The organism is Enorma timonensis, from assembly GCF_000321165.1.
Taxonomy (GTDB): Bacteria; Actinomycetota; Coriobacteriia; order Coriobacteriales; family Coriobacteriaceae; genus Enorma.
The window spans coordinates 1-20,670 of the sequence record NZ_CAPF01000052.1 but is presented as its reverse complement, the minus strand read 5'-3'; the positions used below and the strand labels follow the sequence as shown (position 1 = coordinate 20,670).

The following is a 20,670-nucleotide window of genomic DNA, read 5'->3' as shown; positions in this document are numbered from 1 at the left end:
CGGCTCCATCGCAGCGCGGCGGGGCCGTCCCTACCATCGGGAGAAGACCGTGACCACGTCCCCGCTTGCCAACCTCACCGCCACGCGCGAGCTGCTCGACGAGTTCGGCCTGGCCACCAAGCACCGCTTCGGCCAGAACTTCCTCATCGACAACCACGTGATCGAGCGCATCTGCGAGCTCGCTGAGCTCACGGGCGCGGAGCGCGTGCTCGAGGTGGGGCCGGGCATCGGCACGCTCACGCTCGCGCTCGTGCAGGAGGCGGCGGGCGTCGTGTCCATCGAGATGGACTCCGCGCTCGAACCCGTGCTTTTCGCGCACGCCGCGGACCACGCGAACTTCACCTATATCATGGGCGACGCCCTGCGCGTGCCGGTCGAGCGCATCGAGGAGGCGGCGGGAGGTGCGCCCACGCACCTCATCGCGAACCTGCCCTACAACGTGGCAGCGACCATCATTCTCGACTTCTTCGAGCGCATGCCCGCCCTCGAGTGCGCCGTCGTGATGGTGCAGAAGGAGGTCGCCGACCGCATCGCCGCACACCCGGGCTCGAAGGATTACGGCGCCTGCACCGTGAAGCTCGCCCTGCAAGCACGGGTGACGGGCCGCTTCGAGGTGCCGCCGCGCTGCTTCATGCCCGCCCCGCACGTGGACTCCGCCGTGGTGCGGCTCGACCGCTATGCGCCGGGCGAGACGCCCTGCGTGGCCGCGAGCGTCGCCGGGGACGGCATCGATCCCGCGGAGGTGGCGCGCGTCGTGGACGCCGCGTTCGCCCAGCGCCGCAAGACCATCCGCAATTCCATGAGCGCGAACGGCTTCGCCAAGCAGGCGCTCGATGCCGCTTTCGATGAGACGGGCATCGCGCCCACCGCGCGCGCCGAGACGCTCTCGGTCGAGGACTTCGTGCGCCTTGCGGCCGCGCTTGCCGAGGCGGGGGAGGGTGCCCGATGAGCCCGGAGCAGCAGGAGCCGCTGGGGGCGCAGGAACCGCTCGCGTTCGTCAAGCACACGAAGCGCGGTGACAAGGCATACGCGGTGCCCGACGTGCCCGCGCCGCTCTTCGACACGCACGCCCACCTCACGTGCTTTTGGTCGAAAGACCCGGCCGAGGTGCTCGTGCGCGCCGGTCGCGCGGGCGTCCGCCGCCTCGTGACGCTCTTCGATCCTATCGCGGACGAGATGTCGCTCGAGGAGTTCCGCCATAGGCTTACAGAATGGCAGGCGCGCGCCACGGTGCAGACGGCCGATGCCGGCATGCCGGCGCGCGAGCTGCCCGACGTCTCGTATCTTGCGGGCGTCCACCCTTATGGCGCCCCCGCCTTCTCGGACGAGACGCTCACCGCGGTCGAGCAGGCGCTCGCCGACCCCCGTTGCGCGGGCGTGGGCGAGATCGGCCTCGACTACCATTTCGACGCGGACGACAACATCGAGGCTGCCCCGCACGACGTGCAGATCGCCTGCTTCGAGCAGCAGCTCGCGCTCGCCTGCGCGCGCAACGTGCCCGTCGAGCTGCACGTGCGCAACGACGGCGCCGACGAGGCGCGCGCGGCGCACGCGGATGCGTACCGCGTCCTGAGCGAGGTGGGCATCCCCGCGGCGGGCTGCGTGCTCCATTGCTTCACCGAGGATCGCGCCACCATGGAGCGCTTCGTGGAGCTCGGTTGCCGCATCGCGTTTGGCGGAGCCGCGACGTTCAAGCGCAACACCGACATCCGCGAGGCCTTCGCGGCGTGCCCGCTCGACCGCATCCTCTTCGAGACCGACTGCCCCTACATGGCGCCCGAGCCCCTGCGCGGCATCGAGTGCGAGCCGGCGCTCATCGTCTTCACCGCTACCGCCCTCGCGCAGGACCGCAGCGAGCGCACGGGCGAGGAGCCCGCTGCTATCATGCGCGCTGCCTGGGAGAACGCCACCGCCCTGTTCTCCGGGTGAGGTGCGCCGGGCGCTTGCCGGCCGCCTCGGGGCGCGATGTCGCCCGGAGCGGGTATAAGCACCTCACGAAGCAGAAAGCCGTCGGCGAGGGGGCAGCATGGCGAAATCGGATGAGAAGAAGCGCGCGGCGTTGAGCGGCAAGGCGGATCGGGCGGCGAAGGCCGCGAAGGCGGACAAGGCAGCCAAGCCGAGCAAGGCAGCCAAGGCGGATAAGGCCGGCAAGGCGAAGGCCAAGGCCGCGCGGAAGGCCGAGAAGCGCGCCTTGAAGAAGGAGGCCGCCGAGCAGGCGAAGGCCGGGCGCGCCATCCGCAAGGCGACCGACCGGGCGCTCCGCGACCTGGTGCGGCAGACTACGGTCGAGGCGACGGATACCGCCGCGCGCAGCGCCGTGCGCACCGCGCAGCAGGCGGTCAAGCGCTTGTCGCCGCGCTACGAGGCGCCGCATCCCGTGAGCGGCCGCTCGGTGGTCGGCTCGTGGGACCTGCACATGCACTCCGTCTTCTCGGACGGCTCGCGCACGGTCGACGAGCTCATCGCCGAGGCGCGCGCCGTCGGCGTCACGCGCATCGCCATAACCGACCACGATTCGCTCGCGCGCCTCTCGTACGTGCGCGAACGGGCGCGAGAGCTGAGCTTCCCCGTGCTCGCGGGCGTCGAGGTGTCCGCGCGCGACATGGCGACGGGGCGCAAGGTGCACATCCTGGCCTTCGGCCTGAGCGCGACCAAGGATGGCTCGGACCCGGTGGAGCGGCTCGTCGCGCCCACGCTCACGGCGCGCACGGCGAACACGCTCTGGCAGGCGTGGGTGCTCCAGCGCCAGGGCATCGAGTTCTCGGGCAAGCACCTCTCGCTCGATGAGGTCGTGGCCACGGCGGGGGAGAGCACCGGCGTCTACAAGCAGCACGTCATGGAGACGCTCACGCACCGTCCCTACACCGACCCGGACTACCAGTTCTGCTATGCCTGCTGGTTCAAGGGGGCGAGCCCGGCGAACCGCGACATCCCCTATCCGTCCGCCATCGACGCGGTGCGCGCCATCCGCGAGCAGGGCGGCGTGCCCGTGCTCGCGCACCCGGGGCAGACCGATTCCTGGGCGCTCGTCTCGGATCTTGTGGGCGCGGGCCTTCTGGGCATCGAGGCGTACCACCCCGACCACACGGAGCGCGACCGGGAGCTCGCCTTCGAGCTCGCCGGGCGCTACGGCCTCTTCGTGACGGGCGGCAGCGACTACCACGGAAAATACGGCGCGGCACCGGGCGTGGGCACGTGCTTCGTGTGCCCCGAGGAAGCGGGAGCGCCGGTGGAGGGCTTGTTCGCCACGGAGGCTTCGCTTAGCTAGCGCTCGGGGCGGCCGGGGCACATCCAGGCGGGCTGGATTTTGCGGGCTGGCTGGTTCGCGCGCCAGCGTGCCGCTTCCCTAGGACAGGCTCGGCACCTCGGCGAGCACCTCGGCGGGCGCGCTGCCCGGCTTGCCGGTGACCCAGCGCGTGAAGCGGTCGAACTGCACGAGCAGCCATTCGAGCGGGCTCGGCTCGGCGATGTCCTCGGCCGCGACCAAATCGACGGTGGCCAGGGCTTCGTCCCCTTGGGAGAGCGTGAGCGTCCCCGCGGCATCGCCTGCGCGCACCGCGCCGGAGAACTCCTCGAGGTCGACATCGAGCGAGAGCTCGCCGGCCAGGTCGAACACGCGCACGGTGGCGTCCGGGTCGGCGGCGACCACGTCGGCGGTCTTGTCGGTCCAGGCCGCATCCGTCGCGCGTGCCACGAGCACCGCGCCGTCCATGGTGGTGTAGTCGCTTTGCACCACCTCGACGGTCTTCATGTGGTCGTAGTACCAGTTCGCGAGGGTGAGCGTGTCGGCGAAGCGGTCGGCGTCCTCCGCGCAGCCGAGCACCACGACGTAGATCTCCTCGCCGTCGCGCACGAACGTTCCCGCGAAGCACTTGCCTGAGATGTACGTCGTCCCCGTCTTGCCGCCGATGTTGCCGTCCTGCCCGAGGATCTTGTTCCACACCTCGAACGTCACGGTGCGCTCGGCGCCGTCCGCGCCGGTCACCGTGATGGAGTTCTCGCCCGAGCCGTCCGCCGCGCGGAACGTCTCGCTCTGCATGGCGTAGGCGAGCATCGTAGCCACGTCGCGCGCCGAGGCGTGCATGTCCGCCTCCCACGCGCCGAAGTCGAGGCCGTGGGGGTTGGCGAACACGGCGCCGAGTCCCAGCTCGGCGGCCTTTGCGTTCATGGCATCGACGAACACGCCGTAGGGGTCGTCGCTCGCGGGATCCATGAGCGCGCCCACACTCGAGGCGATGGCCATGGCGGCGTCGTTGCCCGAGGGGACGAGCAGCGCCTTGAGCGCCGCCTCGAGCGACATCGTGTCGCCCTCGCGCAGGTTCGCGCTCGATTCTCCCACGGTGGCGGCCGCGTGGTCGACCGTGATCGTGTCGGTGGGCTCGGCGTTCTCGATCGCGACGATGGCGGTCATGAGCTTCGTGAGCGAGGCGATCTTTACCTGGTCGTCCGCCGCGCGCTCGAAGTAGACGGTGCCGTCAGCGCCGACCACGATGGCGTGCGGGGCGGTGATGTCGGGAAGGTCGCTCGCGGCAAGGCCGCGCTCCTCGGCGGTTTCCCCCAGGATGACGTCGGTCTCGAGGGTCTCGGCGTGCGCGGCGACGGGAAGGGCGAGGCAGGCGCCGGCGCATATGAGCAGCGCGCACAGGGTGCATGCGATGCGCCGCGCGAGCGGCAGGGCTTGGGCTCGATTCACGATTATGCTCCGATTGCGATGTGCGTTTTGGCAACAGGGGTTCTTCATCCGCCGCATTCTACCATAGAGGAACTTATGGCTTGCTTAACGAGCGCGAGGGAACGCTTCACCGGTGCGTGCACGGGCATAATACTTCAAATGGGGGAAGGGAGAAACGCTGGTGAAGCTGCGCATCCTTGTCGTCGACGACGAGAAGACCATCACAGACCTCGTGGGAATCTACCTCAGGAACGAGGGGTATGACGTGACGCTCGCCTACACCGGGGCGGATGCCGCGAACCTCATCCTCACCCGGGAGTTCGACCTCGCGATCCTCGACGTCATGCTGCCTGACATCGATGGGTTCGAGCTGCTGCGCACCATCCGCGCGGACCACACCTACCCCGTCATCATGCTCACCGCGCGCAGCGCGCCGGCCGATAAGATCGAGGGCCTCTCGCTCGGCGCGGACGATTACGTGGTGAAGCCGTTCCGCCCGCTCGTGCTCGTCGCACGCGTGAAGGCGCAGCTGCGCAGGTACACGAGCTACGGGAGCCGCGACGAGCAGACGTCGCGCATCATCTCCATCAACGGCCTCGAGATCAACCCCGACGCGCACAGCGTCACAGTCGACGGCAAGCCGGTGCGCTGCACGCCCATCGAGTACTCGATCCTGCTGTACCTTGCCGAGAACCGCGGCCGCATCGTGCCCGTGGAGGACCTGTTCCGCGCGGTGTGGAACGAGGAGTTCATGCAGGGATCGAATAACACGATCATGGTGCATATCCGGCACCTGCGTGAGAAAAGCGGTGATGACGCACAGAACCCGCGCTTCATCAAGAACATCTGGGGCGTGGGGTACACGATCGAAGGGTAGGGGATGCGCATGGACGCACGGCCGAACCAGCCTGCCGAGAGCGCGCCGCAGGATCCCGATTCACTTGCCCCCGAGGCGTTCGGGGGCAACGTCTTCATCTCGCAGCTCCTCAAGCTCACCTCAAGCAAGCTACTCGCCACGATCACGATGCTCGTCTTGCTCGTCATGCTCTTGGGAGCTGACGAGCCGATTGCCATCTTGGTGATCTTGTTCGCGAGCTACCTCGTGGTGGATCGCTATATCGAGGCGCGCCGTTGCATCGTGCTCGGCGGGGCGGCGTGGATCGTCGTGCTGTTTTTGGGCGGCCTCATCATGGGGAACAGCCAGTTCCCCATCCTCTTCAGCGCGGGGTACCTCTTCTCGCTCTGCGGCTTTTTGCTCGCGCTCGCCGTGTGCCTCGCGTTCTTCGTGGGTCGCGCGCTGTATTATTACGGGCTCGAACGGGGACACCAGCAGGCGGACGAAGCCATCGCGCGCCACATCACGGACCGGCTCATCGACCATCCGGACGATTGGGGTCAGCTCGACGGCGATTACCTGGAGGCGGAGAGCGCGATCAACCTCGTGCGCCAGCGGCGGCGCGCGGGCGAGCAGGCGCTGCGCAACGAGGCGCGCCGCAAGGACGACCTCGTGACCTACCTCGCGCACGACCTCAAGACGCCGCTCGCGAGCATCGTGGGCTACCTGTCGCTTCTCGACGAGGCGCCCGACCTGCCCGTGGAGCAGCGGTCGCGCTTCACGTCGGTGGCGCTCGAGAAGGCGCACCGGCTCGACGCGCTCATTGAGGAGTTCTTCGACATCACGCGCTTCGATTTCCACGGCATGGTGCTCACGCGCGGCTACGTGGATCTGAGCCTCATGCTCGGGCAGGTGGCGGACGAGTTCTATCCCATCCTTACCGAGCAGGGCAAGCGCGTGGAGATCGAGTGCGAGCCGGGGCTCAAGGCGCTCATCGACGGCGACAAGATGGCGCGCGTGTTCAACAACGTGATGCGCAACGCCATCGCGTACAGCTACGAGGGCACGACGATTCGCATCGTGGCGGAGCGTCGGGACGGCACGGGGGGTCGTCATCCGCTTCGAGAACCACGGCGACCCCATCCCGGAGCCCAAGCTCAAGGTCATCTTCGAGAAGTTCTACCGGCTCGACGCTGCACGCGCCACGAACCGCGGCGGTGCGGGCTTGGGGCTCGCCATCGCGAAGGAGATCGTCACCGCGCACGGCGGCACGATCGAGTGCACCTCCACCCCGGAGAAGACGGTCTTCACCATCACCCTGTGAGTCATTGGAGTCATTGGGGACGGGTTCAATTGACTCACCGAGACATTGGGGACGGGTTCGTTTGACTCACTGAGTCAAACGAACCCGTCCCCAATGACTCAAGGCGGCTTACGCTATCTTTACAATGTGCTTTCTGCCTCATGAAGCGCGATACATAACGTGTACTATGAAGAAAACTCACGGTCACAGCTGTTCTTGGGGTGACGTTTCCGATGATCTATTACGTGGAGGATGACGACAACATCCGCGGGCTCACGCTCTACGCCCTGCACCAGCAGGGCATCGAGGCCGAGGGGTTCTCGAACGATAGCGAGTTCAAGGCCGCCGTGGCGCGCCGCGTGCCCGACGCGGTGCTCCTCGACATCATGCTGCCCGACACCGACGGCCTCGAGATCCTCCGCCGCCTCCGCGCGGACCAGGAGACCGCGACCGTGCCCATCATGATGCTCACCGCGAAGGATACCGAGCTCGACAAGGTGGTCGCGCTCGACGGCGGCGCGGACGACTACCTCACCAAGCCCTTCAGCCTCATGGAGCTCACGAGCCGGTGCCGCGCGCTCCTGCGCCGCGGCGGCATGACGAAGAAGACCTCCGACGTGCTCTCCAATTCCGGCATCGTGCTCTCGCCGAGTCACCGCGAGGTCACGGTCGACGGCAATCCCGTCAAGCTCACGCTCCGCGAGTTCGACCTCCTGGAGTACCTCATGCGCAAGCCCGGCGTGGTGTTCAGCCGCGAGGCGCTGCTGCAGAGCGTGTGGGGTTGGGACTTCGACGGCGGCTCGCGCACGGTCGACGTGCACGTGCAGACGCTCCGTCAGAAGCTCGGCGACCGGTCGGGCTGCATCGAGACGGTGCGCGGCGTGGGCTATCGCTTCGCCGACCATGCGGCCTAACGAGGCGAGGGGAGCGCGCGTGTGAGTCCGCTCGGAAGCAAGAAATCGCTCTTCCGCCGCGTGTTCGGCACGATCTTCGTGACCGTGCTGCTCGTGGTGATCGTGCTCACCATGGTGGGCGCCGTCTACCTGCAGAACCAGGTGAGCGACATCTCGCGGCGCGAGCTGTACGACGAGGCGCACATCGTCGCGTCCATGCTCAACGAGACCGAGGATGACGTGAGCCTACTCGAGCGCCTCGAGGCGGACCGCGTGCGCGTGACGCTCGTCGCGCCCGACGGCACGGTAATCTTCGACAACGAGGAGCCGGCCGCGGAGATGGAGAACCACAGCAGCCGCCCCGAGGTCGCGCAGGCGCTCGAATCGGGCTCCGGGTACTCGGAGCGCTCGAGCTCCACGCTCGGGGAGATCATGTTCTACCAGGCCGTTCGGCTCGAGAACGGCACGGTCATCCGCCTCGCGCAGGAGCAGGACGGCGTGCTCGCGATCCTCATGTCGTTCGCGGTGCCGCTCGTGATCCTCGCTGTGGTGCTCCTCGTGATCTCGTTCTTCTCTGCGCGCCGCTCCGCCCACGCGATCATCGCGCCGCTGCTCGAGGTGGACCTCGACCACCCCAAGCGCAACGACGACAAGATGTACTCCGAGATGGCGCCCATGCTCGACCGCATCGAGAGCCAGCGCCAGGCGCTCAAGCAGCAGATGCGCGTGCTCGCCGACAACGACCGCATGCGCCGCGAGTTCACCGCGAACATCACGCACGAGCTCAAGACCCCGCTCACCACCATCTCGGGCTATGCCGAGCTCATCGCCGGTGGCATGGTCGCCGACGAAGCAGACCTGCGCGACTTCGGTCACCGCATCCACCGGGAGGCGGGGCGCCTCACCGCGCTCGTGAACGACATCCTCACCCTCTCCAACCTCGACGAGGCCGAGCGTTCCGATTCCGAGACGTCGGCCGCGGTGCTCGGCACCACCGAGCCGGTCGACATCCCGCGCATGCTCGAGTCGATCCGCCAGCGCCTCGAGCAGCTCGCGGAGCGCAACGAGGTGAGCTTCATCATGGACACGAAGCCCGCCATGGTGATGGGCGTGGCGCGGCTGCTCGACGAGCTCGCGTACAACCTGGCGAGCAACGCGATCCGCTACAACCTGCCCGGCGGCACGGTGACGCTCGGCTGCGGCATGGACGAGGCGGGGCGGCCGTATATCCAGGTCATCGACACGGGCATCGGCATCGCGCCCGAGGAGCAGCAGAAGGTGTTCGAGCGCTTCTACCGCGTGGACAAGAGCCGGTCGAAGGCGCGCGGCGGCACGGGCCTGGGGCTCGCCATCGTGAAGCACGCCGCGGTGTTCCACGGCGCCAGCATCGACCTAGCGAGCGAGCTGGGCATGGGCACCTGCATCACCGTGACCTTCCCCGTCCAACAGCTCCCCGCCATGTAAATTTACCCCAGGGGTTATTTTACATGGAAGCGGCCTGTGCTCCGGATGGGGCAGAGGCCGCTGCTCGTTCTCGCGTATGCTGCCGTAGGGTTACATCTCGCCTTGGCCGCCGTTCTGGAACCACTCCTCGAGTGCCGAGGTGTCCTCAATGGGGTTGTTCTTGCAATGCAGGAATCTCAGGTTCGGGCAGACGCTGATGTCGAGCTCCGTGAGCTGGTTATTCTCGCAGTCCAACGTTTCCAGGAGCGGGCAACCGGAGAGGTCGAGCTCCGTGAGCTGGTTGTCTGAGCAGCCAAGTGACGTCAGGTTGTTGAGCGCGCTCACATCGAGTTCGGTGAGGTCGCAGCCATGGCAGTCAAGGCTTTCAAGCTTTGGTACAGCGGAGAGGTCGAGCTCATCGATGGGGCTGTTGACACAGGTCAACGTAGTGAGATTCGGGCAGCTTGAGAGATCGAGCTCACTTAAGTTAGTGTCACTGATGAGCAAATCTTCGAGCATGGGATTGTCGAGCATGAGCGTCGTGAGAGCTGGGCTGTCAAAGCTGAGGAGTGTGAGCTTGGGGCAGTGGGAGACGTCCAGAGCAGTGAGCGAGCACTGATCGCCCCAGAGTTCCTGGAGTTTTGAACAACCTGAAAGATCAAGCGTTTCGATGGGCGTCCTACCGATATCCAATACCGTCAGATTCGGGCACCCGGAAAGGTCGAGTTCGCTGATATCCGTTCCGGAGACATATAGTTTGGTGAGGTTTGGATGGTCACCTAGCTTGAGCTCACTTATGAGGTTGTCCCAGCTTGTGTATGTGCTGCTGACCTCCACGGTCTCTAAGTACCGATATTGTCGCAGGTCGAGGTTGTTCGTCGGCAGCGCGCTGACTTCGCGCAGGTCGGGTGAATTACCTAGCAGAAGTTCTACGGGACGATCGTCGCCCAGGAAGATGACCTCAAGCTTTTCGGCATTGCCGGTGTCGAGGCTGTCAAGTTTGTATTCCCAATTGCCCACGCCGCTGCCCTGGCTCTCGTTCCAGATGCGGAACTCAACGAGCTGCGAGCCTTCCTCTAGGGAGACGCGCTCAACATTGTTCGCCGTGGGGTACATGCCGGACAGGCTGCTCTCGACGCCCAGGCATGCGTACACGACCGGCTTGCCCTCGATGTTCGCGGGAATGATGACCTCGGTATCGTCGCCGATGTAGCGCTCGATGTGCACGCCGTCGTTCTCGATGGTGTACTCGAAGTCCTCGGCGGGCGTTGCGCTGCTTCCCGGGACGTCCTTCTGCGTGCATTCGTCCACAAGTTCGAGCGCGCCATCCTTACCAGTGCTTTCGAAATGCCAAGATCCCTCGAAGGGCGTGGAGCCCTGTTTCCAAACGTCTTTGGTGTAGGTGAGGTGTGCCCACTTCATCCAGCTGGTGTTTGTGCCCACAGACAGGCTGCCGTACACATAGGCGTTCGCGTCGATGCAGGTGATGCCTGTTGTGCGGGTGATGGCCTCGCCGTCGCCGGCTCCGCCCAGCTCGGCGGAGATGTCGAAGAGACCGATCTTGGTGAAGCGCAGCTGCACGATGGGAACAGCCCCCAGCGCGAACTCGGCGCGCACGGCGCAATGCGTGTTTTCCTCGTCGACCGTGGTCTTCGAGATCTTTTGGAAGGCGTCGTTGCGGTAGCGTGCGCCGATTTTCTGGTCGAACTCGACGTTCACCTCAGCGGAGCCGTCGGCTTTGATGTGGAGCTTGAGGTCGAAGGCGATGTTGGCGCCCGAGGCGATAGGCACGGTGATGGGGTGCTTGAGCAGATCGACCGTTTCGTCCACGCCATCAAAGTCTGCTGTGACGTTCACCGTGGTGTCGAGATTCACCACGGCGCGAGCGCGCTTGATGGTGGCGGGGAACTCCCAATCGAAATCAACGTCTATGGAGGGGATGATGTTCACCGAGCCCGAGACGGAGCCGGCATCCTTGATCTTGAGGTCATCGAAGGAGATGGTAAAGCCGTCTTCGCCGCTGATGTCGATGGCGCGCCCGCTTTGCTGGGCACTCGCGCCATCAGCGGGAAGAATGGTGGCGCCATCGACGGGCTCGACGTTGGCCAGGCGGTCGCCCTGATCGGTGGCGGTGACCTCGATGCTCTGGTAGATCTCACTGGGGTCTGTGGCCTGTGCGTAATCGAAGAGCGTTCGGTTGCCGTCCTCGTAGGCGTGCAGCGAGAGTACCGTGCCCGCGAAGCCCTCATCGCCCTCGCCATCGCCCAGGTAAGCGACCTTGCTGCCCACGCTGGGAAACTTAAAGGGCGCGCGGGCGGCGCGGTACGTGGTGGTGCTGTCGTCCTGCTGGGTTTCAACACCCGCCACCTCGTCATAGGGGACATCGAGCACGAAGCTGTCGTCATCAATTTGCTCGCAGGAGTCGAGCAGGATGACGTCATCCTGCAGCGCGTAGTTCACGACGGGGTCGCCGCCGGCGGGCGCATCCGTGTCGAAGTCGAGTGCGGCGATGCGCCCTGCGACCGTATCCGCCTCGGATACCGTGGCAGCATCCTGCGGGCGCAGCGCACCGTTCTCGTCGAGCTCGGCGATGCCCTGCTCCACCGCGATCTGCAGGAGGCTCGGATGGGTTGCGGCATCCGCGTCGCTGGCGTCCAGGCCGGCACCGGTGTCATAGAAGCCGGCGTGCAGCATGGCGGTCGAGAACATGAAGTCGCGCGTAGCGGGCTCGTCGGGGGAGAACGTGTCCGCGTTAGCGATGTCATCGGGTAGCGAACCCAGCGCATACGCGGTCTTGATCTGCTCTGCATACGGACTGTCCGCGATGTCGGTGAAGGGGCATGCAGCATCGGCGGCGGGATCGGCTTCGAAATCGCCGGTATTCGTCGCGTTGAGGAGTTTCGCGAGCCATTCGCCGCGCGTGATGGGTGTCGTGTCGCCTGGATCGGGCTCTTCCGGCTCGTCGGCAACCATGTAGGTGATGGTGGCCTGGACGGTGAGGTCTTGGCCATCGACCGTGACGGTTTTGCTGCAGGTGAGCGTTTGAGTGGCTTCGGCGGCGTATGCCGTGCTTGTCATCGCGCCGCAAGCGAGCGTAGCCGCGAGTGCGACGGTACCGATGATGACGAGTGAGGCGTTCGAGTTATGCAAGCGCTTGCCCGCGAAGAGCGCGACGCAGCCGCCTGCGGCGAGCGCGAGCGCCACGATGGCGAGGGTGTTGCCCGTACCCGGGAGGCCGGTGTCCGCAGCACCCGTATCCGTTGCGGGCTGGCTCTCATTACCTGTCTGCCCGTCCTCGCTGGAGGGAGGCGTTTGCTCGCCGTCATCCTCGGTATCGCCGGGCTCCCCACCCTGCTCGCGATCCGGCAGCACGACCTGGATGGCAGCTTCGGCGCTGTTGCCGGCGTCGATGGCGCTGATAGAGCCATTGAGCTGAGAACCCTCTGCGAGCGTCACGCCTTCGGGGAGCTCGAAGCGATACGCGACGTCGGTGATCGGCGCGGTGCCGTCGTTGATGAGCTCGAGCGTGAACGTTGCGGTGTCTCCTGCTGCGTAGCTATCGCGATCGCTCGAAAGGGTCGCTGCCAGCGAGCCTTCCGCCGCAGCGAATGCGATGGCGGGTGCTAGCAGTGCGACCACGCAGAGCATGATTGCTGCGAGCAGTTTTCTCGTCCTTCTCATAGTCCCCCCAAGTTCCCAGCTAGGTATGCGCATTGTGGTGCAGTCGCTACCAGTGTAGTGAGCGCGCGAGGGGGGGGGTCAAGGCCAAATAACCGAATGTAAATTTACCCCAGGGGTTATTTTACATTGCATTCGCTCGTGAAGATAATCTAAGTCTTAGACACTTAGGTTTTATGCGCGTGCTGAGCGGGTACCATGATGCTCGGTATCTACGCAAGCTTGAAAGGAACGGCAGCACATGCGCAAGTTCAAAACCGAGAGCAAAAAGCTCCTCGACCTCATGATCAACTCGATCTACACCAACAAGGAGATCTTCCTGCGCGAGCTCATCTCCAACGCCTCCGACGCGGTGGACAAGCTCAACTTCAAGAGCCTCACCGACGGTTCGGTGCACGTGGACCAGGGCGATCTGGCCATCCGCGTCTCCTTCGATCGCGATGCGCGAACCATCACCGTCTCCGATAACGGCATCGGCATGACGGCCGAGGAGCTCGAGAAGAACCTCGGCACCATCGCCCACAGCGGTAGCCAGGAGTTCAAGGCGGAGAACGCCGAGCACCAGGGCGACGCGGTGGACATCATCGGCCAGTTCGGCGTCGGCTTCTACTCCGCCTTCATGGTGGCCAAGCGCGTGCGCGTGGTGAGCCGCGCCTACGGCCAGGACGAGGCGCACGTGTGGGAGTCCGACGGCCTCGAGGGCTACACCATCGAGCCCGGCGAGCGCGCGGAGCACGGCACCGACGTCATCCTCACCCTGCGCGACAACGAGCCCGCGAAGCCCACGCAGCCCGGCGAGCCCGCGGAGCCCGGCGAGAACTACGATCGCTTCCTCTCCGAGTGGACGCTCAAGGACCTCATCAAGCGCTACAGCAACTACGTGCGCTACCCCATCCAGATGATGGTCACCAAGACGCGCGAGAAGCCCAAGCCCGAGGACGCGGGCGACGACTACAAGCCCGAGTACGAGGAGTACCAGGAGCTCGAGACCATCAACTCCATGACGCCCATCTGGAAGAAGCGCGCGGAGGACGTGAGCCAGGAGGACTACAACGAGTTCTATAAGATCACGTTCCACGATTTCGAGGACCCGGCGCGCACCATCAGCTTCCACGCCGAGGGCACCCTCGAGTACGACGCGCTGCTCTTCATCCCCGGTCGCGCGCCGTTCGACCTCTACAGCAAGGATTACGAGAAGGGCCTCGCGCTCTACAGCTCCAACGTCATGATCATGGAGAAGTGCGCCGACCTGCTGCCGGATTACTACAACTTCGTGCGCGGCGTCGTGGATTCCGAGGACGTCTCGCTCAACATCAGCCGCGAGACGCTGCAGCACGACCGCCAGCTCCACGCCATCGCGCGCCGCATCGAGAAGAAGATCACCTCCGAGCTCGAGGCCATGCGCGACGACGACCGCGCGGCGTACGAGACGTTCTTCGAGAACTTCGGTCGCGGGCTCAAGTTCGGCATCTACAACAGCTACGGCGCCAAGGCGGCGGAGCTCGGCGACCTGCTGCTCTTCTGGAGCGCCAAGGAGCAGAAGCTGGTCACGCTCGCCGAGTACGCCGCGGCCATGCCCGAGGGCCAGAAGGCCATCTACTACGCCGCCGGCGACGACCGCGAGCGCCTGGCCAAGATGCCCGTGGTGACGGGCGTGCTCGCACGCGGCTACGACGTGCTGCTGTGCACGCAGGACGTGGACGAGTTCACGTTCCAGGCCATGCGCGAGTACGTGGCGCGCGACATGCCGAAGGTCTACGAGGACGAGGCGGCGCGCGAGGCGGCGGCGAAGGCCGTGGCCGATGGCGCCGAGCCGGAGCTCGAGGATCGGCATCTGGAGCTCAAGAACGTCGCGACGGGCGACCTCGACCTGGCGACCGAGGACGAGAAGAAGCAGGCTGAGGAGGCCACGAAGGAGCACGGCGACCTGTTCGCCGCGATGAAGGAGGCCCTCGGCGACCGCGTGGAGAAGGTCACCGTGTCGTCGCGCCTGGTGGGCGAGGACGAGGCGCCCGCGTGCACCACGACCGAGGGGCCGCTCTCGCTCGAGATGGAGAAGGTGCTGAAGCGCGGGCCGGAAGCGGAGGTCGCGGGGCTGCCCAAGACGCAGCGCGTGCTGGAGCTCAACGCGCAGCACCCGGTGTTCCAGAAGCTCGTGGCCGCGCAGGAGGCGGGCGAGACCGAGAAGCTCGGCCGCTACGCGGGGCTGCTCTACGACCAGGCGCTGCTCGTGGAGGGCATCCTGCCCGAGGACCCCGTGGCGTTCGCGACGAACGTGTGCGCGCTCATGTAGGGCGCGCGGGTCTCGGGGCGGGCGCGGTGCCGCGCCGGTGTGCCGCGCCCGTACCGGCCGCATCGCGCTGGCCGCAGTGCTCATATGAAAAGGCTCCCGACGAGGGAGCCTTTTTGTTTGGATGATGATGCTGGGCGCCGGGCGCGCCGGACGCGGTGCCGCGGGCTACTGCAACGCGATGAAGTCGATCGGATCCACGGCGAGCGCATCGCGGGCGACGTCCCACGAATGCATAAGGTGTAAGCGCTGCTTGCGCAAGCGCGCAGAATCAACGGCGGTGGAGCCGGGGAGGCTGAATCTCTGTGTCGGGGGGAAGGAGATCCGGGTAGCACGGGGAGAGGTTTGCTGCTGCACGCCCGTGCTTGCTGCGTTTTCTGAGGAATGCACGATGCGCCTCCCCGCTCACCGCCTAAACGCGCACCCGAGTGCTGCTCTCGAATGCGTTGCTGTCATTATCTCCGGCGGGGTGCGCAGCATAACATAACAAACGCTTATGCTGTTCTGTGCGTAGCATGGTATGGCCATTTACCTGCGGAAACGATGGATGCGGGGCGCGTGTCTACCGTAGTTCTTAAGTGATTCGGCAGAGGTCGTCCATGGGTGCGAGGGCTGGGGAAGGCTGCTGGGGCGTTGCCGTGGCCGCATCCGGTTATCCATCGCGTCTGCGCCCCGTGCCTATACCTTGCCCGTCCGCCGCGGTTGCTCCGCCGCGCGCACCTGCTCGATGACGCGCGCCATGGTCTCGTCGATGCGGTCGCGCTTGAGTTCGCACTCCCAGATGGTGATGGGCGTCCACCCCATGGCCTCGAGCTCCGCGATGGCGCGTTGGTCGCGCTCCACGTTGCGGCGGAACTTCGCCTCCCAGAACTCGGTGTTGCGGCGCGGCATGGACGGGTTGCAGTGCGGGCAGCGGTGCCAGAAGCAGCCGTTCACGAAGATGGCGACCTTGCGCCCCGGGAAGGCGATGTCCGGGCGACCGGGTGCCTTCTTCCACTGCAGGCGGTAGCCGGTGAGCCCTGCTGCGCGCAGGCGTTGGCGCACGAGCAGCTCGGGCTTGGTGTTCTGCCGCTTGTTGCCCTGCATGGAATGGCGGCTGTCATGGCGGCGCTTCGCGAGCGCGCGCAGGTCCTCGCGGCTCTCGGCGTCGGCGAGGGCGTGGACGAGCTCGACGTCGGCGGGCATCCACGTGAGCGTGGCGAGCGAGCGCCGCTCGACCCAGCGGATCTGGAGCTGGCGGTCGCTCTTCTGGGGCTCGCCCTCCTCGATGCGGCAGAGGAAGCACTCCATGGAGAGGTGGAAATCGGGGTAGTCGTACTCCACGGTGTAGATATCCTGCAGGTCGGTGATGCGCACTTTGAGCTCCTCGGCGAGCTCGCGCCGGCAGGCGTCCGCGGCGGTCTCGCCGCGCTCCAGCTTGCCGCCTGGGAACTCCCAGAGCCCCTTCATGTCGCCGTAGCCGCGCTGCACGGCGAGCACGCGATCGGCAGCGGGCTCGGACGCGGCCGCGGGTGCGCCCGCCGCCGTGCCTGCGTTGGCCGCCGTGTTTGCGTTGACCGTCGTGCCCGCGCCTTCCGCGCCGCCCGCGCGGTCTTCGCCGCGCCCGTCATCGCAGATGATCCCCGCTGCCACGCGGATCGTTTTCATGGGGCTCCTCTCGCGTTCGCCTGCGTGCCCTATGGTAGCAAACCTTACAAAAACGCAATCCAAGCGTAAGGCAAATCGATGGCACCGCCGACCCCCTCCTGCGAGGATATGCTTAGGAGGTGGTTCGGATGAAGACCACGAACAAGCAGCAGCGTGAACTCCGCCCGACCGCGGCGCGCACCACGGGGCTTGCCTATGCGAGCCCGTACGACCGGCCGACGCAACCCGCGCCGAAGAACCCGGTGGTGCGCGCGGGCATGTCGCTCGTCGAGATGCTCATCTGGATCGTCGTGATGGCGGTGCTGTCCCTCGGCATGATTGTTATGCTGTGGAACGTATCGCGCTGACCCGCCCCGCGTGCAAAAAGGGACGGGTCCAACGTGATGTAAAAGGTAACGTTTTGAACCCGTCCCTTTATGACGCATCGGGCGGCGCCCCGCGCGGCAGGACCAAAGCCTGTCCCCAAATGTAGCAAAAAGTAACGTTTTGAACCCGTCCCTTTATGACGCAAGGAAGGAAGATCATGGAGTATTCCACGCAGGCGCAGCATCCCGTGCTCGAGGTGCGCCACATCGAGAAGGTCTACGGAAGCCGCAACAACGTCACGCACGCCCTGCGCGACGTCTCGTTCTCCGTCACCCAGGGCGATTTCGTGGGCATCATGGGCGCCTCGGGCTCCGGCAAGTCGACGCTGCTCAACTGCGTCTCGACCATCGACAAGGTCACGGGCGGCAGCGTGCTCATCAACGGCGAGGACGTCACGCGCCTGAAGTCGCAGAAGCTCACGAAGTTCCGCCGCGAGCAGCTGGGCTTCATCTTCCAGGACTCGAACCTGCTCGACACCCTCACCGCGCGCGAGAACATCGCCCTGCCGCTCACCATCAGCCGCACGCCCGCGAAGGAGACGCTTGCCCGCGTGGGCGAGGTCGCGCTGCGCCTCGGCATCCAGGAGACGCTCGACAAGTACCCCTACCAGCTCTCTGGCGGCCAGCAGCAGCGCGTGGCGGCGGCGCGCGCCCTCGTGACCGACCCCGCCATCATCATGGCCGACGAGCCCACCGGCGCGCTCGACTCCAAGAACGCGCGCCTGCTGCTCGAGAGCTTCGAGACCATGAACCGCAGCTACCAGGCGACCGTCCTCATGGTCACGCACGACAGCTTCGCCGCGAGCTACACCAAGCGCGTGCTCTTCATCCGCGACGGCCGCATCTTCACCGAGCTCCGCCGCGGCGACACGAGCCGCCAGGAGTTCTTCGATCGCATCATGGGCGTCGTGGCCATGATGGGCGGGGAGGGTTCCGATGCTCTGTAAGATCGCGCTGGGCAACGTGCGCCGCGCAGGCAAGGACTACCTCATCTACCTGCTCACGCTCACGCTTGCCGTCACGGTGTTCTATGCGTTCAACACCATCTCCGTCCAGGTGGACGTCGCGGGCGTCACCGAGCAGAACGCAGGCATGGGCGAGACCCTCGGCGGCATCATCAGCGGGCTCACGATCTTTTTGGGCTTCGTGATGGGCTTCCTCATGGTGTACGCGAATAACTTCATCATGAAGCGCCGCAAGAAGGAATTCGGCCTGTACCAGGTGCTCGGCATGAGCCGCGGCCAGGTGGCGCTCATCATGGCCATGGAGACGCTCTTCGTGTCCGCTGCTGCCCTCGTGCTGGGCATCCTGTGCGGACTTGGCCTCTCGTGGCTCATGGTGTTCTTCACCGCGGGCATCTTCAAGACGCAGATCGCCGATTTCCACTTCTTCTTCTCGCTCGGCGCCTTCATGATCACGGTGGGCTGCCTCGTGGCGATCTTCATCGTGACGCTCATCTTCAACCTGCGCGTGGTGGCGCGGGCGAAGATCATCGACCTCATGAGCGCGGCTCGCAAGAACGAGGTCGTGCGCATGCGCAACCCCTGGGTCTCGGCCGTGGTGTGTCTCGTGGGCGCGGCGGCCATCGGTGTGGCGTACGCGCGGCTGCTCCACGACGGCCTGCCCTACGACGGCGAGCCCGAGGCCATGACGGGCTTCCTCATCACCACCATCACGGTCGTAGCGGGCACAATACTCTTCTTCTTCGGCCTCTCGGGCTTTTTGCTCAAGGTGCTCCAGGCGGCGCGCGGCCTGTATTGGCGCGGCCTCAACATGGTCACCATGCGTCAGCTCGCGGCCAAAGTGAACACCGTGAGCTTCTCGATGGCCATGATCGCGATGATCCTCTTTCTGGCGATCACCTCGGTCACGGCGGGCATGTCGCTCGCGAGCGTGATGAACGAGACCGTGGAACGCGGCACGCCGGTGGACTACTCGCGAACGCTTGTGTATTTCTCGCAGGACACCGCGGATGAGATGAACAGCTTCTCCGCGAGCGAGGACGGCGAGGGCAAGCGGTACGCGCCGGCGACCGACCCGGTGGACATCATCGAGGCGAGCGCGAACGATACGGTGGCGTTTGATACCTCGGAGGAGCACGCGTTCGACCTTGCCTCCATCGCGGGCAGGCACGTGCAGATCGACGCCTACGATTCGACGCCGCGCGGCGAGCACATGCCCCTCGTGACGCTGAACGAGCTGTGCGACGCGGTGCACATGGATCTGCCGGCGGGCACCGAGAACTCCGAAGCCTCCACGCAGGGGCTCATGGTGGTGAAGGAGAGCAATTACAATGACTACCTGCGCTTCCGCGGGCTGGAGCCCATCGATTTGGGCGAGGACGGCTACACCATCACCTCGGACATGGGCGCGACGGTGAACGACGTGTACAACGCGGTGCTGCGGGAGGGCGTCGAGCTCGAGATCGGCGGGCGTGTGCTCAAGCCGGTGCAGGACAAGGTGAACGAGGACGCGAGTACGTTCATCAACGCGATGTTCGGCATGAACGCGGGCACGATCATCCTGCCGGATGACCTGGTGGACAGCCTCGACCTGCCGCCGTACAACAGCTACCTGCTGCTCAACTACGCCGACGGCATCTCGACCGAGGAGGGCGACGCCTTCATCAACGAGTACCGCTATTATGGCGACGTGACGGACGACCAGGGGCAGCTCATCGGCAGCTGGGGCACGGAGGCGACGCGCACCGAGAGCTACGAGAGCGTGAACTCCATGAACGGCCTCATCAGCTACCTGGCCATCTACATCGGTTTCGTGCTCGTAGTGGCGTGCGCGGCGATCGTGACCATCCAGCAGCTCTCGGGCGTGGCGGATGCGAGCGAGAACTACCGCATCCTCTCCGAGCTCGGTACCGAGCGGCGTGACATCGCGCATTCCGTGCTCGCGCAGCAGACGGTGTTCTTCGTGTTCCCGCTCGCGCTGGGGGTGGCGCATTCCTGCGTGGCGCTCTCGGTGATCGTCAAGCTCGTCGAGCTGTTCGGCGGGTTCTCGATCGGCGGTGCGGCGGCCTTCACCGCGGCCATCTTCGTGGTGGCCTACGGCGGTTACTTCTTCGTGACGTACCTCATGAGCAAGGGCATCATCCGCGATGCCACGCGCATCCGCCGCAGCCTGTGATGCATATGGGTGCGAGCTGGGACGGCATGGTGCAGGGGCTCTTTGATACCTGGTTGCCGCTTTTGGGATGGGTCGCTGCGGCCGTGGCGCTGTGGCTGGCGTTTCGGAGCCTGTGGCATCGCGACTAGCGGTTTTGCGCGGCTCGGGACGGGCGGGTTCTTCGGGATCCGCCCGTTTTTCGTGCGACGCGGGGCGTGCGCGGGCGGCTGCGAAGGTGTTCGAGCTCCGAATCTGAGTGGGATTTGGGAAGCTGCGAGTAGACAGCACGTCCTGATCAGAAAAAGCGCTGGTAGCGAGGATGGGCATAGCGAGGCTACTGAGCGATTCCCAAATCCCACTCAGATTCGGAGCTCGAACTTGCGCGCGAGTCATTGGGGACGGGTTCAATTGACTCATTGAGTCAATG

14 protein-coding genes are annotated in these 20,670 nt (G+C 65.6%); 11 read left to right on the top strand and 3 right to left on the bottom strand.

From position 1 onward, the window contains the following. Window positions 1-49: 49 nt before the first annotated feature. The 3 genes from rsmA to BN423_RS06020 all read left to right on the top strand — a co-directional run bounded on the left by rsmA (window position 50) and on the right by BN423_RS06020 (window position 3,268). Window positions 50-949 (top strand): 16S rRNA (adenine(1518)-N(6)/adenine(1519)-N(6))-dimethyltransferase RsmA, encoded by a 900-nt coding sequence (rsmA, locus tag BN423_RS06030; RefSeq protein WP_019239366.1) that lies wholly within the window; start codon window positions 50-52, stop codon window positions 947-949. Further along, window positions 946-1,929 carry a TatD family hydrolase gene (locus BN423_RS06025; protein WP_019239365.1) on the top strand — a complete coding sequence of 328 codons (984 nt, stop codon included), beginning with the start codon at window positions 946-948 and terminating at the stop codon, window positions 1,927-1,929. The genes rsmA and BN423_RS06025 overlap by 4 nt, the downstream gene beginning before the upstream one ends. Before the next feature lie 97 nt (window positions 1,930-2,026). After that, window positions 2,027-3,268, top strand: coding sequence for a PHP domain-containing protein (locus tag BN423_RS06020; RefSeq protein ID WP_019239364.1), 1,242 nt, complete (start codon window positions 2,027-2,029; stop codon window positions 3,266-3,268). A 78-nt stretch (window positions 3,269-3,346) separates the two neighbouring features. On the opposite strand, the gene BN423_RS06015 is transcribed toward BN423_RS06020, so the two are convergent. Next, the gene (locus BN423_RS06015) at window positions 3,347-4,693 is read right to left on the bottom strand and encodes a D-alanyl-D-alanine carboxypeptidase family protein (RefSeq protein WP_019239363.1); all 1,347 of its coding nucleotides are present in this window, start codon (window positions 4,691-4,693) and stop codon (window positions 3,347-3,349) included. A gap of 160 nt (window positions 4,694-4,853) precedes the next feature. On the opposite strand from BN423_RS06015, the gene BN423_RS06010 reads away from it, so the two are divergent. The 4 genes from BN423_RS06010 to BN423_RS05995 all read left to right on the top strand — a co-directional run bounded on the left by BN423_RS06010 (window position 4,854) and on the right by BN423_RS05995 (window position 9,167). Then, window positions 4,854-5,549 (top strand): response regulator transcription factor, encoded by a 696-nt coding sequence (locus BN423_RS06010; protein WP_019239362.1) that lies wholly within the window; start codon window positions 4,854-4,856, stop codon window positions 5,547-5,549. A gap of 9 nt (window positions 5,550-5,558) precedes the next feature. After that, on the top strand, window positions 5,559-6,896 hold the full coding sequence (locus BN423_RS11950) for a sensor histidine kinase (RefSeq protein ID WP_456297512.1): 1,338 nt from the start codon (window positions 5,559-5,561) through the stop codon (window positions 6,894-6,896). A gap of 147 nt (window positions 6,897-7,043) precedes the next feature. Beyond that, entirely contained in the window at window positions 7,044-7,724 is a 681-nt protein-coding gene (locus tag BN423_RS06000) for a response regulator transcription factor (protein WP_019239361.1), read from the top strand. Between the two features lie 21 nt (window positions 7,725-7,745). Next, on the top strand, window positions 7,746-9,167 hold the full coding sequence (locus BN423_RS05995) for a sensor histidine kinase (protein WP_019239360.1): 1,422 nt from the start codon (window positions 7,746-7,748) through the stop codon (window positions 9,165-9,167). 90 nt (window positions 9,168-9,257) lie between these two features. On the opposite strand, the gene BN423_RS05990 is transcribed toward BN423_RS05995, so the two are convergent. Next, complete coding sequence (locus BN423_RS05990) at window positions 9,258-12,827, bottom strand: leucine-rich repeat domain-containing protein (RefSeq protein ID WP_232385516.1); 3,570 nt, start codon at window positions 12,825-12,827, stop codon at window positions 9,258-9,260. A gap of 238 nt (window positions 12,828-13,065) precedes the next feature. Here BN423_RS05990 and htpG point away from each other — a divergent pair, with 238 nt between their 5' ends. Continuing rightward, a complete protein-coding gene (htpG, locus tag BN423_RS05985; protein WP_019239358.1) occupies window positions 13,066-15,117 on the top strand; it encodes a molecular chaperone HtpG in 2,052 nt (683 codons plus the stop codon). 675 nt (window positions 15,118-15,792) lie between these two features. Here the strand turns inward: htpG and vsr are convergent. Further along, entirely contained in the window at window positions 15,793-16,761 is a 969-nt protein-coding gene (vsr, locus tag BN423_RS05975) for a DNA mismatch endonuclease Vsr (RefSeq protein WP_019239356.1), read from the bottom strand. Between the two features lie 128 nt (window positions 16,762-16,889). Between vsr and BN423_RS05970 the strand changes: the two genes are divergently transcribed. The 3 genes from BN423_RS05970 (at window position 16,890) to BN423_RS05960 (ending at window position 20,264) form a co-directional block, all read left to right on the top strand. After that, window positions 16,890-17,108, top strand: coding sequence for a hypothetical protein (locus tag BN423_RS05970; protein ID WP_019239355.1), 219 nt, complete (start codon window positions 16,890-16,892; stop codon window positions 17,106-17,108). Window positions 17,109-17,284: 176 nt separating this feature from the next. Further along, window positions 17,285-18,073 carry an ABC transporter ATP-binding protein gene (locus BN423_RS05965; protein ID WP_019239354.1) on the top strand — a complete coding sequence of 263 codons (789 nt, stop codon included), beginning with the start codon at window positions 17,285-17,287 and terminating at the stop codon, window positions 18,071-18,073. After that, window positions 18,063-20,264: an FtsX-like permease family protein gene (locus BN423_RS05960; protein WP_019239353.1), complete on the top strand. Its 2,202-nt coding sequence runs from the start codon at window positions 18,063-18,065 to the stop codon at window positions 20,262-20,264. Before BN423_RS05965 ends, BN423_RS05960 begins: the two co-directional genes overlap by 11 nt. Window positions 20,265-20,670 lie beyond the last annotated feature (406 nt).